The 14971-nt window shown below is 41.1% G+C and carries 10 protein-coding genes; 2 read left to right on the top strand and 8 right to left on the bottom strand.

Features of this window, described 5'->3' with window-relative positions; genetic code table 11:
- Positions 1-259: 259 nt before the first annotated feature.
- The 7 genes from NMG88_RS12915 to NMG88_RS12885 form a co-directional block, all read right to left on the bottom strand.
- The gene (locus NMG88_RS12915) at positions 260-1144 is read right to left on the bottom strand and encodes a hypothetical protein (protein ID WP_235751619.1); all 885 of its coding nucleotides are present in this window, start codon (positions 1142-1144) and stop codon (positions 260-262) included.
- A gap of 187 nt (positions 1145-1331) precedes the next feature.
- Positions 1332-3524 (bottom strand): molybdopterin oxidoreductase family protein, encoded by a 2193-nt coding sequence (locus tag NMG88_RS12910; protein ID WP_235765881.1) that lies wholly within the window; start codon positions 3522-3524, stop codon positions 1332-1334.
- Between the two features lie 186 nt (positions 3525-3710).
- On the bottom strand, positions 3711-5618 hold the full coding sequence (locus tag NMG88_RS22590; RefSeq protein ID WP_346732950.1) for an ABC transporter ATP-binding protein: 1908 nt from the start codon (positions 5616-5618) through the stop codon (positions 3711-3713).
- Positions 5619-5657: 39 nt separating this feature from the next.
- The gene (locus NMG88_RS12900; RefSeq protein ID WP_042154877.1) at positions 5658-7661 is read right to left on the bottom strand and encodes an ABC transporter ATP-binding/substrate-binding protein; all 2004 of its coding nucleotides are present in this window, start codon (positions 7659-7661) and stop codon (positions 5658-5660) included.
- Positions 7662-7707: 46 nt separating this feature from the next.
- Complete coding sequence (ntrB, locus tag NMG88_RS12895) at positions 7708-8547, bottom strand: nitrate ABC transporter permease (protein WP_042154879.1); 840 nt, start codon at positions 8545-8547, stop codon at positions 7708-7710.
- Between the two features lie 285 nt (positions 8548-8832).
- The gene (locus tag NMG88_RS12890; RefSeq protein WP_227365354.1) at positions 8833-10161 is read right to left on the bottom strand and encodes a CmpA/NrtA family ABC transporter substrate-binding protein; all 1329 of its coding nucleotides are present in this window, start codon (positions 10159-10161) and stop codon (positions 8833-8835) included.
- Positions 10162-10215: 54 nt separating this feature from the next.
- On the bottom strand, positions 10216-11751 hold the full coding sequence (locus NMG88_RS12885) for a ferredoxin--nitrite reductase (RefSeq protein ID WP_042154884.1): 1536 nt from the start codon (positions 11749-11751) through the stop codon (positions 10216-10218).
- A gap of 272 nt (positions 11752-12023) precedes the next feature.
- Here NMG88_RS12885 and NMG88_RS12880 point away from each other — a divergent pair, with 272 nt between their 5' ends.
- Positions 12024-13352: a cytosine deaminase gene (locus NMG88_RS12880; RefSeq protein ID WP_227398337.1), complete on the top strand. Its 1329-nt coding sequence runs from the start codon at positions 12024-12026 to the stop codon at positions 13350-13352.
- A gap of 105 nt (positions 13353-13457) precedes the next feature.
- Here NMG88_RS12880 and NMG88_RS12875 read toward each other — a convergent pair whose 3' ends face one another.
- Positions 13458-14114, bottom strand: coding sequence for a DUF2301 domain-containing membrane protein (locus tag NMG88_RS12875; protein WP_254035494.1), 657 nt, complete (start codon positions 14112-14114; stop codon positions 13458-13460).
- Positions 14115-14313: 199 nt separating this feature from the next.
- Here NMG88_RS12875 and NMG88_RS12870 point away from each other — a divergent pair, with 199 nt between their 5' ends.
- On the top strand, positions 14314-14970 hold the full coding sequence (locus tag NMG88_RS12870) for a calcium-binding protein (protein WP_042154890.1): 657 nt from the start codon (positions 14314-14316) through the stop codon (positions 14968-14970).
- Position 14971: the final 1 nt, after the last annotated feature.

The following is a 14971-nucleotide window of genomic DNA, read 5'->3' as shown; positions in this document are numbered from 1 at the left end:
CCGATACTGGGTTGGGTTTGAAGACCAAACCCCTACAATAAAATATTACAACCTTGGGACGGATTTTTTGTTAATTTCCTAAAATATTGTGGTTAGTTTAATATTTAGAATCTAATATTACCTCCCAAAAAATAATCAAACTTTAGTCGGTTAAAATTGACTAAAGTTTGAGTTTTGAGCCTTCATTTTAATTCAAGGCTGTTGATTAATGATCAATTGATTTGAGATGGTTCGTGCGCCGTACTTAAACACCCTACAATTAACGATTATAACCCCCATTAGGATAGGGTTGATTGTTACGATTATAACGATCATAGCGATCGCTGCCATTATAATTCCCGTTATTGTTACCCCGTTGCCAAGTCGCATACTCCCGATCTAAATTTTGATCCAAATTAATATGAGCATCTCGAATCATTTGGGCTTTTTGGGCTGCGGATAAATTGCGATATTGAGGTTGATTCATATCTTGCCGCATTTGTTGTTCTAACTGTGCATGACGTTGTTGACGATATTGATCAAAGGATTGTTGACTATTGGGATTGTTAGGATTGTTGTTATTATAATTCCCGTTATTGTTACCCCGTTGCCAATTCGCATACTCCCGATCTAAATTTTGATCTAAATTAATATGAGCATCTCGAATCATTTGGGCTTTTTGGGCTGCGGATAAATTGCGATATTGGGGTTGATTCATATCTTGCCGCATTTGTTGTTCTAACTGTGCATGGCGTTGCTGACGATATTGATCAAAGGATTGTTGATTATTGGGATTATTGTTATTATAACGACCATTATTGTTGTAACGGCCATTATTATTATTAGATTGCTGTTTTTTCCAGGTTTCATATTCCCGGTCTAAACTTTGATCTAAAGTTTTATGAGCATCCCGAATCATTTGGACTTTTTGGGCTGGGGACAAATTATTATATTGAGGTTTTTTCACCTCCTCCCGCATTTGTTGTTCTAACTGTGCGTGACGCTGTTGACGATATTGGTCAAAATTATTTTGAGCCAGAATTAAATCTTGAGAGGGTTGTCTTGATAAGTCTGTATTAGTCCGGTTATTGAGCATCACAGCATGGGCTGGGAGCATTGAACTGGCTAATAATATTAATGTTGCTAAGGTTAATGTGGTTTTCATGGGTTAACTCAACTTAATAAAATTTTGAATCCCTTTATTTATTTTAGGCTAACATTTTTTTAGGGATTCTGCATCATCCCAAAAGATGATTTTAAAGGTCTTGATCAGACTTTTTAAGTTCTTTAGGGTAGATGGGAGTTAGTCGTTTCTCTAATTCCTGACTTACTCTAATAGTCGATAAAAATTATCAAAGGTTCCCTAGATGACTGTCAACTCTTGAACTGATAACTGATGACTGATGACTGATAACTGATAACTGTACTGCACAGGCTTTTAATTCCGGTTGGCGGGAGTCAGGACAGGCGTGGGGATGGGTTAAATTATTGGCTTCTGCATCTGCGGCCCACAACGCCCCCCAGTGCATCGGGACAAAAACGGTTCCAGGGGCAATAAAGGCAGTGACTTTAGCGGGAAATTGACAACTTCCCCGTCGAGAACAGACTTGCACAATATCGCCATTTTCAATCCCCAAATTAGCTGCATCTTTGGGATGAATTTCTATAAATGGGTCGGGGTGCATTTGTTGGGTTTTTGCCGTTCTCCCGGTGCGGGTGAGGGTGTGCCAATGCCCATATAAACGCCCCGTTGTCAACACATAGGGATAATCGGGATCACTGGGTTCAGCTAACCCCTTGGAATGGTAAGGGCCAAAAATCGCCCGACCGTCGGGGGTGGCAAAATAATTATTGGTGTAGAGGCGTTTGGAGGAAATACTAGAGTCAACTTCTCCTTCTGGACAGGGCCATTGGGTCGGCCCCTGTTGTTGCAAACGGTCATGGCTTAACCCTGACATATCACAGGGACGCCCTTGAGTAAGCTGCACAAATTCAGCATAGACATCCGCCGAGGTTTGGAAAGCAAATTCTTCCTTAAACCCTAAACGCCTACCGACATCAGCAAAAATCTCCCAGTCATGTCGGGCTTCTCCCAAAGGGATATCAAACCCCGGACAGTAGGTTACACGCCTTTCGGAGTTGGTCATCACCCCGGTTTTTTCACTCCATTGGGTAGCGGGGAGTAAAATATGGGCGTAGGGGGCGGTTTCCGTGGGATAGTAGGCTTCTTGATAGACAGTGAAGGGGGATTTTAATAGGGCGGCTTTGGTGCGTTTCAGGTCAGGCATACTCACGGCCGGATTGGTGGCGACGATCCAGAGAAACTGCACCTGATTCTGTTCTAAACCGATAATCATATCCCAAACGGTGCGTCCGGTATGGGGGGAAATGCGACCTGGGGGAATACCCCAAAACTGTTCAACTTGAGCCCGATGTTGGGGGTTAGTTACCGATCGATAGCCGGGTAATAGATGGGCCAGTCCTCCGGCTTCCCGTCCGCCCATGGCGTTGGGTTGTCCGGTGAGGGAAAACGGGCCAGAACCGGGTTTACCAATTTGACCGGTCATTAGGTGTAAATTAATTAGCGATCGCACTTTTGCCGTACCCTCGGAGGATTGATTTAATCCCATTGACCACATAGATAAAATCCGTTTAGATTCTTGCCAATAACGGGCAGCGGTTTCTAAGGCTTCGATAGTAATTCCAGAGGTTTCGGCAACTTTTTCGGGAGGATAAGATTGTAAAAGTTGAGCATATTCTTTAAAATTGCGGGTACATTCTTCCACAAATAGGGTATCAATATTTCCCGATTTTAATAATAAATAACCAATACCATTAAATAGGTCAATATCAGTTCCGGGGCGAATCGGTAAATGCAGGTCGGCAACTGCTGCGGTTTGGGTGCATCGAGGATCAGCAACAATTAGTTTAACGTGGGGATTTTTTTTATGATATTTGGCTAAACGATTAAATATAATTGGATGACATTCGGCGGCATTACTACCTACAATAAAAGCACAATCAGTTAATTCTAAATCATCATAACAACAGGGCGGCCCATCAGCCCCCAAGCTCTGAACATAACCTGAAACGGCAGATGACATACATAAACGAGAATTGGCATCAAAATTATTGGTTCCTAAACAACCTTTAAATAGTTTTTGTGCCACATAATAATCTTCGGTAACACACTGACCGGAACCGTACATACATAGGGCATCGGAACCATATTCATGACTAACGGTTTTGATCCGATCCACGATCAAAGTTAGAGCTTCCTCCCAACTCCCCTGGCGGAAGGGTTGATCTAGGGTTTCTCGAATCATTGGGTATAAAAGACGATCGCGATGAATTGATTCGGTGACGGTGGCTCCTTTAACACAGACCATTCCCAAACTAGAAGGATGTTGGCGATCGCCTCTCACCTTCCAAACTGGGTTTTCCTGTTCATTTCGTTTAATATCTTGATCGGCTGTTGCTGTGGATAGAATTTCTAAACCACAACCGACACCACAGAAAGGACAAAGGGTTTTAATGGATTTCATTGTTTTATAAAATAGTTGTTGGGCTAGTTGTTGGGCTTGAGCCCTCCATCTTTTGGGGCTTCAGCCCAGGAATATGGAGGGCTAAAGCCCAACAACGAATTCCAAAATTTATTTAATATAAAAATTGTTAACTCAGAGTGAGAAATTGGGATAATAATTAACTCCCAATTCCTCTTAAAATATTCCCTATTGAACCGATTTTAAATCCAAGGTTCCTACGGGAGTAAATGTCACCTCAAATTGCGTATAGGGAGTTTGGGTCACATCCGATTTCACTAACTTAGGCAGAGGGGTATTGTTCAGATTTTGAGTTGCATCGGCAGATTTAGCCTCATAACTCAAAATTTCCCCCGTTTGACTCACCTTAACTAAATAAACAGAAACTGCGGTCACGGGAGTATTTGTCCAAGCCTCATTGATGTTAGCAAAAACCTCTTGATTCAACTTTTCTAAATCCGCCGCACTAGGAGTGGCTGTAGTGCTGCTACTGGGGGATGTTGCCACAGGAGAAGGCGAAGGCGAAGACGTTGTTGTTGGTGTTGTAGCCGGAGATCCGGTAGCAACAGCAGAAGGAGATGCCGTAGCCTCGGCTAAACTCCCTGGAGTTGGGGACGCCGTAGCAATGGGTGAGGGAGAAACCGTTGGAGATGCCTTTGTGGTAGGAGCGATCGCCGTTGTTGAACTGGGAGAGGGGGTTGTTGTTATTGTTGTGGTAGATGCAACGCTATTAGTGGGACTAGGGGAAGTCGTTGCCACCGGGTTAGGAGAGGCCACTGGAATAGACTCAGGGGATGGAGAAATACTAACAGAGGGAACTGTACCTGGGGATAAAGTCGCCGTGGGACTAGGCGATAAAGTCGGAGAGGGTGTTGTGATCGGAGTCGCGGTTTCCACAATCACAGGGATTGACGTCTCCATTGTCGTTGAGGAAGATTCAGGGGTTTCTGCCTCTTTATTGGGGGTAGTAGGCGCAGAGGAGTTAAAAACTAATGATCCGACTAAGGTGGCGAGAATGACTCCCCATAGGGCAAATAACACTCCGGTTTTCGCCGATGGAGACATTTCTTCCGAGATCGTGGTAGAACTTTCTTCCTGGATTAATTCAGGTTCAGAAGGTTGAGCATAAGGATTTTCATTAGGGTTAGGTTTATCGGGTTGCATATTTAGCACCTCTGTTGCTATAGAACTAGAACTGGGTGATATTGTAGTGCTTTGTGCCGATTCCATGTCAGATGTTGTATCTTCAGTTGTGTCTTGATCTTCTTCATGGTGGGCAAAGCGCCGGAATAGAAAATCGAGGGCATAGTTCCGTAATTCATAATATCGTGGATCTTCGGTGATTTTGGCGCGGTTGCGGGGACGGGAAAAGGGAATATCGAGGATCTCCCCAATTTGGGCTGATGGGCTATTGGTCATCATCACCAGACGATCGGCTAAAAATAAGGCTTCATCGATATCATGGGTAATCATCAATACAGTAATTCGATGATCTTGCCAAATACTTAGTAGTTCTTCCTGAAGTTCTTCCCGGGTGATGGGGTCTAAGGCGCCAAAGGGTTCGTCTAAAATCAACATTTGGGGACGGGTAGCTAAAGCTCTAGCGATGGAAACCCGTTGTTTCATACCTCCTGAGAGTTGGGCGGGTTTTTTGTTCGCCGCTTCCGATAACCCGACTAACTCTAAATTTTCCTGAACAATGGTTTTATGTTCGGCGGCGGATTTGTCAGGATATACTGACTCAACTCCTAACTGAATATTTTCTTTTGCGGTTAACCAGGGTAGGAGGGAATAGTTTTGAAATACTACCATCCGTTCTGGCCCAGGTTCGGTGATAGTTTTTCCCTGAACTGATACGACCCCAGTGGTGGGTTGATTAAACCCCGCCACCATATTTAATAGGGTAGATTTTCCACAACCAGAGTGACCAATAATGCAGATAAATTCGCCTTCTTGCACCTCAAGATTGACGTTTTCAAGTACAACATATTCACCTTTTGCTGTGTTATAGACTTTAGAAACTTGATCAATTACCAAAAAAGCATCGGATTTTGAAAATGGCATTGGTTTAGAAGAAATACTATCTAAAATTTGCATATTTTTTTAGACTAAACAATGGTTGACGATTAGACTGTTTTAGGCTGCTATGGGATCTAGGATAATTTCTTCAATCCGAATTTCTTGTTTAATCTTGAGATTTTTGAGATATTTAATCGGATCGTTAGGATTAAAAATAGTGCCATCAAATAGTTTGATACTTTGGCGATCGCGTCCTGTATCAGACAATCCTAATTCCCGGGCTGCTTGGCCATAAACATCAGTTCTTAATACCCTTTCTAGGATAGAAACCCAGTTTTTCGGGAAGGGTGTAATCCCCCAACGAGCCATTTCTGCCATGATCCAGAGAAATTCCGTAGCATCAGGACAATTAGTTTTATCGACAAAAAACTGATTGTAATTTATCAATAATTCGGCTGGTTGACCATTACCCCGATCAACGGGGTCAATAAATCCTAAACGGGTATATTCTGGAGCCGATCCGATATATTCATCCCGACATAAGATCTCTAAAATTTCTTCTCGATTTCGCCGATCATCGCAATAGTCACAGGCATCAATTAAGGATTTTACTAGAGCAACATGGGTTTTAGGATAGCGATTTGCCCACTCCTCTTTCACCCCTAAAACTTTCTCCGTGTGTCCATTCGGGAAAATATCAAAACTATTAGCAATAACAAATCCTAACCCCTCATGAACAGATCGGGCATTCCAAGGCCCCCCCACACAATACCCATCAATATTTCCGGCTTTTAAATTAGCCTGCATTTGGGGCGGTGGAATCACGGTTAAATTAACATCTTGATCGGGGTTAATATTACCTGCTGCTAACCAATAGCGTAACATTAAATTGTGCATAGAACTAGGGTGAACCATACCCAAAGTATGCACTTTGTCAAGGTTATTTTCGATATAAATTTTAAAATCTTCTAGGGTTTTTACCCCATGTTCATATAAATTTTTACTCAAGGTAATTCCATTGCCATTTCGAGATAGGGTCATGGCAGTTACTATGGGCAGGGGTGGGTTTTTACCAAAGCCCAATGTCATAGCTATGGGCATTCCTGCCACCATTTGCGCCGCGTCTAAACGGCCTTCGATCACCCCCTGACCTAACAGTTTCCAACTGGTTTCTCGACTGAGGGTAACTTCGCTTAATCCATATTCCTCAAAGATCCCTTTTTCCTTAGCAATAATTAGGGGGGCGCAGTCGGTTAGGGGAATAAAACCCAGGTCTAAATTGACTTTTTCTAAGCCATTTTTAGCAATAACCATAGGTGCTTTTTTGGTAGCTGATTTTTTGGCTTTTTTCTGTTGATTGAGAAAATAAACAACTTCATTCCGCAAGGCATAATAGCTGGGATGATTAACCACTTCCATCCGTTGACGGGGACGGGGAATATTCACCTCTAAAATTTGCCCAATATGAGCTTCTGGGCCGTTGGTTAACATTACAATCCGATCGGATAATAATAAGGCTTCATCGACATCGTGGGTCACCATGACGGCGCTGACTTGGTTGGCTTCACAGATTTTCATTAACTGCTCTTGTAGCCCGCCTCTAGTTAAAGCATCTAAGGCTCCAAAGGGTTCATCTAGGAGTAATAATTGGGGTCGAATGGATAGGGCACGAGCGATCGCGACTCGCTGTTTCATCCCCCCCGAAATTTCCCCCGGTCGTTTATCCGCAGCCTGTCTTAAACCGACTAATTTAAGATGTTTTTCAACAATTTCTTTTCGTTCAGTTTTAGGAAGTTTACGATACACTTCATCAACCGCTAAGGCAATATTTTCCCTAACAGTTAACCAAGGTAATAGGGAATAATTTTGAAATACCACCATCCGATCTGGCCCAGGTTCTCGAACTTCTCGCCCTTCTAAAATAATCCCTCCTTCTGATGCTTGATCTAACCCCGCAATAATATTTAATAGGGTGGATTTTCCACAGCCAGAGTGTCCAAGTAAGGTAATAAATTCCCCTTTATCAATTTTGAGTTCGATATTTTTTAGGGCAATATATTGTTCTCCATTGGGAAGATTAAAAACGCGATTGACGTGATCAACTTGTACGAATACAGACATAATTAAAGATTAGATTAGTTAAGGGTTAACAAGTATAGTTTCGGGTTTATTTCTGGTCGGCGGGAACCACTTTAGAAGCAATAAAACCAATGGTTCTATCTAGGATTAAACCGACGACTCCGACATAAATTAAAGCCACGATAATTGCACTCATTCGAGAACTATTATAGGCATCCCAAATAAAGAATCCAATCCCAACTCCACCGACTAACATTTCCGCCGCAATAATCGCTAACCAAGATAGACCAATCCCAATTCTTAATCCGGTGAAAATATAGGGAACTGCGGAGGGAAATAATACTTTAAAGAAGTATTTATGTTTGGGTAAACGTAACACTCTAGCCACGTTTTTATAGTCTTGGGGAATTTGTTGTACCCCGACGGTGGTATTAATAATAATCGGCCAAACTGCTGTAATAAAGATGACGAAAATAGCCGCCGGATTAGATTGTTGTAAGGCAGCTAGGGCAATGGGCAACCAAGCAAGCGGCGGAATTGTTCTAAGAATTTGAAATAGGGGATCTAAGGCATCATACATAAAGGAATTACTCCCCACTAAAATCCCTAATGAAATTCCTACAATGACCGATAAGCTAAAGCCAATCGCCACCCGTTGTAAACTGGCAATGACTTGCCAACCCAACCCTTTATCAGTACCGCCATTATCAAAAAATGGGTTAACAATTAATTCCCAAGATTCTTTAACGGTGGTAATGGGAGATGGTAAATTAGGATTTTCTCCTGAACATAATAGTTGCCAAATTGCCAGAAAAATAAAGATCCCAATCAAAGGACGAATAATTTGATTACGATTTTTATTGAACCAATTGAAAACAAAGTTCAAAGGATTATTACTATTAGAAGTGGTTTTAGTGCCAGTAGTCATGATGATTATAAATTAGTTAGTTTTTTTCTCTTGCAGCCCCCCTTTACCAAAGGGGAGCTGGGGGGGTAACATTGGTATCAACTTAAGCCGAAAAGCCGTTAGGTCGATCCCCCTAAATCCCATTAAAAAGGGGGACTTTGATGATCCGATTTCCCTAAATCCCCCTAACTTTAATTCTCCAATTCCCCATTATCAAGGGAGGTTGGGGGGATCATTGTTTATTAATATTATCTGTAGGAATTGTTAGACCTTGAATAACCCGCCGCTACAGAAAATATGGGAAAATTAGACCTTTTTGATCGCTAAACTATTGAGATAGGCTTTAGGATCTTCGGGGTTAAATTGTACGCCATCAAAGAAGGTTTCAATGCCACGAGAAGGAGTAGCAGGAATTTCGGCTGCGGGAACATTTAAAGACTTCGCCGCTTCCCGCCATAAATCTTCGCGGTTGACCTTATCAACGGTGGCTTTAATATCTAAATCGGCTGGTAAATATCCCCAGCGAATATCTTCGGTTAGGAACCAACTATCATGGCTCTTATAGGGATAAGAGGCATTATCTCTCCAGAATTTCATGGCGATGGGACTGGCGGTGATCACCCGACCATCCCCAAAATCAATATTTCCCCTAGATCGCTCAATAATATCTTCAAAAGGCACTTTAAACCATTTATCTTGGGAAACAATTTTACACATTTCCTCAATATTTTCCGGTTTATCACACCATTGTTGCGCTTCTAATACAGCCATGGTTAAAGCTTTAGCCGCTTTGGGGTTTTTATCCACCCAATCTGCTCGCATTGTAAAGGCTTTTTCGGGGTGATCTTTCCATAATTCCCCGGTAATTAATGCAGTATATCCGGCTTTTTGATTAACTAATTGGGCATTCCAAGGTTCACCAACACAGAACCCTTCCATATTTCCGACTTTCATATTTGCTACCATTTGGGGAGGTGGCACCGGAATAATGGAAATATCAGTATCTGGAACAGTCCCCCCGGATGCTAACCAATACCGCATCCATAAATCGTGAGTTCCTCCGGGGAATGTAATGGCAGCTTTGAGTTCTTTTCCTGCATTTTTAGCGGTTAATAAAATATCTTTGAATTTGGCACTATCATTAACGGTAATTTTAGCATCCAGATATTCTTTACCTAAAGAAATTGCCTGACCATTAGTATTTAATCGGGCTAAAAGATACATCGGAACTGGCTGTTTTGTAATCGTTCCTAATGTCATTAAATAGGGCATGGGGGATAAAATATGCGCCCCATCAATTCCGCCTCCACCGGAACCTAATTCTAGGTTATCTCTAGTAACAGGCCAAGAGGCTTGTTTAAGCACCTTAACATCCGACATTCCATACTTAGCAAAAAAGCCTTTTTCTAAGGCAATAATTAGGGGGGCAGAGTCGGTTAAGGCAATAAATCCTAATGTTGCTGTTGCTATTTCTGGAGCATCCGCCGGATTAATATTAACCGCCGGGGCTGGAGCAGAAGTTGTTGTGGAGGTTGTGGAAGGATTGTTATTAGCAGCACAACCATGAATGATTAGAGTTCCGGCGGCAGTTGCACCGGCTGTAAACAGGAATTTCCGACGTGAAAGTTTACTCATGTTCTGTGTTTTGATTCCGTATTAGTAGGGTGTTGATGTGGGTTTTCAGATGAATTATTCTTTGACGCGAGCGCCAAATTGTTCCACTAAAATTTGTCGCAAAACGGGTTTGAGATCCTCACAGGGAATGGATTTTTGTACACATTCACCTAGTTGGGCATCTTTACCGACTTTTCCGCCCATATAAAGGTTTACTCCTTCAAGGGTTTTGCCCTCTTTACGGGCTTTGGTTCCCATTAATCCAATATCAGCTACTTGGGGTTGTCCGCAGGAATTGGGGCAGCCTGTCCAGTGAATTCTGACGGTTTTTTCGACGGTTAATTCCGCTTCTAATTCCTTAACTAATTCGACAGCCCGATGTTTAGTTTCTACTAAAGCAAAGTTACAGAATTGTGCGCCAGTACAAGAAACTAATCCTCGACTTAAGGCAGAGGGATTAACGGAGAATTTTTCCAAAATAGGTTCAGTTAAAAACGGCTCTAACCGACTATCGGAAATATTAGGAATAATCACATTTTGTTCAACGGTTAAGCGAATTTCTCCACTCCCATAAACTTCAGCAATCCGGGATAATTCTAACATATCGTTAGCCGATAACCGACCTACGAGAATATTTAATCCCACATAGTTTAATCCGGGTTGTTTTTGTTTATAAATCCCCAAATGATCCCGTTTTTCCCAGAGAATTTCGTCTTTTTCCGCTTCGGATTCTAAAGCATAACCGATCTGTTTTTCGACTTCAGAACGAAATTTTTCAATTCCCCATTCATCAATTAACCACATTAACCGAGTTTTTTGGCGAACTCCCCTGGGCCCATGGTCTCGAAAGACTTCTAAAATCCCTCGACAAAGATCGACAACTTGCTCAGGTTTTGCCCAAACATTTAGGGGAATAGCGGCTTCACAACGGGTGGCAGAAAAGAATCCTCCCACTAACACATTAAAGCCAAAAGCTTCCTGTTTAAACGCAGGAATAAAGGCAATATCATTAATTTCGGCGTGAATTGAATTATCCCGACATCCGCCAATCGCAATATTGAATTTTCGAGGTAAATTACTAAACTCAGGATTCCCTTTTCCTTCGTTGGTAATCATGTCTTGAACCTGTTGCACTAACTCCCTGGTATCATAGAGTTCATCGGCATCTAATCCAGCAACGGGGGAACCCGTAATATTACGGACGTTATCCATTCCCGACTGAATGCTCGTTAGTCCAACCCTTTCAAACCTCTGAAAAATATCGCTGAGATCCTCAATTCTAATTCCCCTTAATTGAAGGTTCTGTCTTGTGGTAATATCAGCACTACCGTCATCACCGTAGCGTTGCACGATTTCCCCCAAAACCCGCATCTGCTCACTGGTGATCACCCCATTGGGCAAACGCAACCGCATCATGAATTTCCCCGGAGTCACGGGACGGAAAAACACCCCCAGCCATTTTAGGCGATGGTCTCGGTCGGTTTCTTCCATGGCTTCCCAGCCTAGTTGGGCGAAGGTTTCTAGTTCATCTTTAACCGCTAAACCGTCTTTTTCGGCTTTGAGTTTCTCAAATTTGTTGGTGGCTGTTTTTTGCGGGACTGTGCTGGTCATAGCGGGTTCCTCAGTGTTGCTATGTCTCGAATTTGGATCAAATTTGGCCAAACATTAACGGGTCTGTCATCTAAAATCAGAGTATTGACCTTTTGTGTTTGAACTGGGAGGTTTTTGGCCTCAACCCAAAGGTTAAGCAATGTGACTAAGTTAGACCCCTATACCCGATGCAATCGTAGCTAATGTTACAAAACTTAAAGTTTTATGAAAATTTAGCATTGATACGATACATTTTTTGCATATAGCAATCCTATTCCCTATTCCCTAGCTCTATGATTCCAAATACTGCTTGTTACTGGCTGAAAAATGTTCGTGTCCCGGTTTGTGTACTCACCGATGTTGATAGGGCGATCGCAAATTCAGCTAATATGGAGGGTATGGCTTTAGTTGATATTAAAATTGTCTCAGAAATTATTAATCAGATTGTTGTTACTGGATCTGTTGAGTTAGAAAATATCCCAACGGTGGATTTACATGGGAAACAAATTTGGCCCTGTTTTGTGGATGTTCATACTCATTTAGATAAGGGTCATATTTGGGAGCGATCGCCTAATAAAACAGGAACTTTTCAAGATGCGTTATTAGCAATATTTAAAGATGAAGAAACCTGGACTACCGAAGATATTTACCGACGGATAGAATTTGGTTTGAAGTGTAGTTATGTCCATGGAACCAAAGCCATTAGAACCCATTTAGATTCGGCGGGAAAATTGATAGATATAAATTGGGATGTTTTTAATACATTAAAAAAAGCATGGCAAGATCGCTTAATTTTACAAGGTGTTTCCTTAGCTACTTTAGACTATTATTCGACGGCGGAAGGAGAAAAATTAGTTAATAAAGTAGTAGATTCAGGCGGTATTTTAGGTGGTGTTGCTTATATTAATCCTGATTTAGAGCAACAAATTGAGCGAATTTTTGCCATTGCTAAAGATCGGAATTTGAACTTAGATTTTCATGTTGATGAAACAGGAGAAGCGGAATCTGTTTGTTTATATAAAATTGCGGAAGCAGCTTTAAAATATCAATTTGAAGGTAAAATTATTTGCGGACATTGTTGTAGTTTAGCCGTACAACCGCAGGATATTGTTCAAAAAACCCTAGAATTGGTGAAAGCCGCGAATATTGGAATTGTCAGTTTACCGATGTGTAATCTCTATTTACAAGATCGTCAATATCATCCCTCTGAACTTCCAAAAACCCCCCGTTGGCGGGGAACAACCTTAGTCCATGAATTGAAACAAGCGGGGATTTCCGTGGCTTTTGCTAGTGATAATTGTCGTGATCCGTTTTATGGTTTTGGTGACCATGATGAGTTAGAAGTATTTAAAATGGCGGTGAGAATTTGTCATTTAGATCGACCGTTTCAAGATTGGTTATCGAGTGTCACCAAAACCCCGGCGGATTTTATGGGTTTAGTCGATACAGGACGCATTGGTGTGGGAATGGTTGCGGATTTTATTATTTTTCAAGGACGTTATTTGAGTGAAATATTATCTCGGTGTCAAAGCGATCGGATTGTGATTAGAAATGGTAAAATATTAGAAGAAAAATTACCCGATTATTCAGAATTAGATCCGCTTATTTTTGATAACTTTTGATTACAGCCCAGATCAGATCCCCCTAAATCCCCATTAAAAAGGGGGACTTTGAAGTCTTGTTCCCCCTTTTTTTAAGGGGGTTAGGGGGGATCAACAATTTTTGTATTAGGCTAACCGTTGATGTTTTAAATAATCAAAAACGCTTTTATCCCCAATATCCCCTGGAATGCCTTGGAATATTTTCCGACCTGCAAAAATGATAAATTGAATCGCCCAAAATGCCAGTAAAATTTTTTGAGCATCAACTGACCACAAACCAGCCATAAATCCTAATAACAAAATCGGAACCAAAGGAGTTAGGAGTTTCGTTTCCATCCGATTAAAACAGAAGGCTTCTTTAAAATAAATTCCTGTTAACGCCACAAAGGTAAATCCCACTCCAAATAAGCTATAAGGATTGTGATAAATAGTTAATGCTAAGGGTTCTGCATCGACCACAGCGAAAACTACCGAAGCAATTCCACCAATTAACCAAAACAGTTCTAGGAGTTGGTGTAACTGAATTAAATAGATATGAATGGTGAATAAACTCACTCCCAAAGCCAACCAAAAACAGAAGTAAATCGGGGTTAATGCTTGTAGAACCCCTGGGGTATTGAGTTGGAATAAAACTAATCCGGTGGCGACGGTGAAGCACAGGGCTGCTATAATTATGCCCGTGCGGTAAATAATCACACTTTGGCGATCATGATCGTTAATTGTATAATTGCCAAACTGTCCTTGATAAATAACGGGTATAGAGTCCTGCTGTGTTTGTACCATAATTTTTTCCCCTTGAGAATATCAAAAATACCTGTGGCACGATATACTAAATTCTACTCCCTTCCCCATAGAAAAATCTTAAGGCTGAAAGTAGGTAGATGTGTAAACTAATCACGTCTCTATCACTATAAACCTTAAACCAGATTAATTAAAATCATCTAGGGTTGAGACGAAGAACTACTGTGCTTGGTGTAACAGAATGTCTAAACTATATCAAAACAAAAACAAAAACAAATTACAGCCACCTGGAGATGATTTGAAACCTATTCAAATTGATGAAACGATTGTATCCGGTTTAGTGAATAAGCGACTAAATAGTCTGGACTCCTCCGATCCCAGAATGATACTGAAAAGTATGATTGAACAAATGGAGTCATTGGGGTTAATTAATAAAGATTTCTTTGATGTTGAAGATGAAGAAGAAGATGACGATGACACCTTTGATGTTGAACAATTTGAAGGAAAAATCAAGAAAATTTTAGGTAATAGCCGGATCAAGGTTAATCAAAAAACTTTAAATAAATATTTTAAGTATTTGAAAGAAAATCTTGAATTACCTTGTTATTTGGGTGGGTCAGAAGAATTTTTATGGGAAGAAGAATATCTTTATGGCCCAGGAAAAACCAAAGAGTATGAGAAATTAAAAAAAACTAATCCCTCTTACACCGATGTTTTTGTATTAGAAAATTTTCAGCCTAAATTTGATGAAACGGATGGGATTATGGTAGATGTTAAACGGGTGAGTGATCAACGAGAATTTACCCTTTCTTTAGCGGAATTAGAACCATCAGATGAAGATTCTCCAAACTATATTTTGCTAGAAGATTATTCAATCTGGTTTATAAATTATTCATAGG

The sequence above is a fragment of the Planktothrix agardhii genome (assembly GCF_904830935.1).
In the GTDB taxonomy this organism is placed as follows: domain Bacteria; phylum Cyanobacteriota; class Cyanobacteriia; order Cyanobacteriales; family Microcoleaceae; genus Planktothrix; species Planktothrix agardhii.
This window is presented reverse-complemented; position numbering and strand designations above follow the sequence as displayed.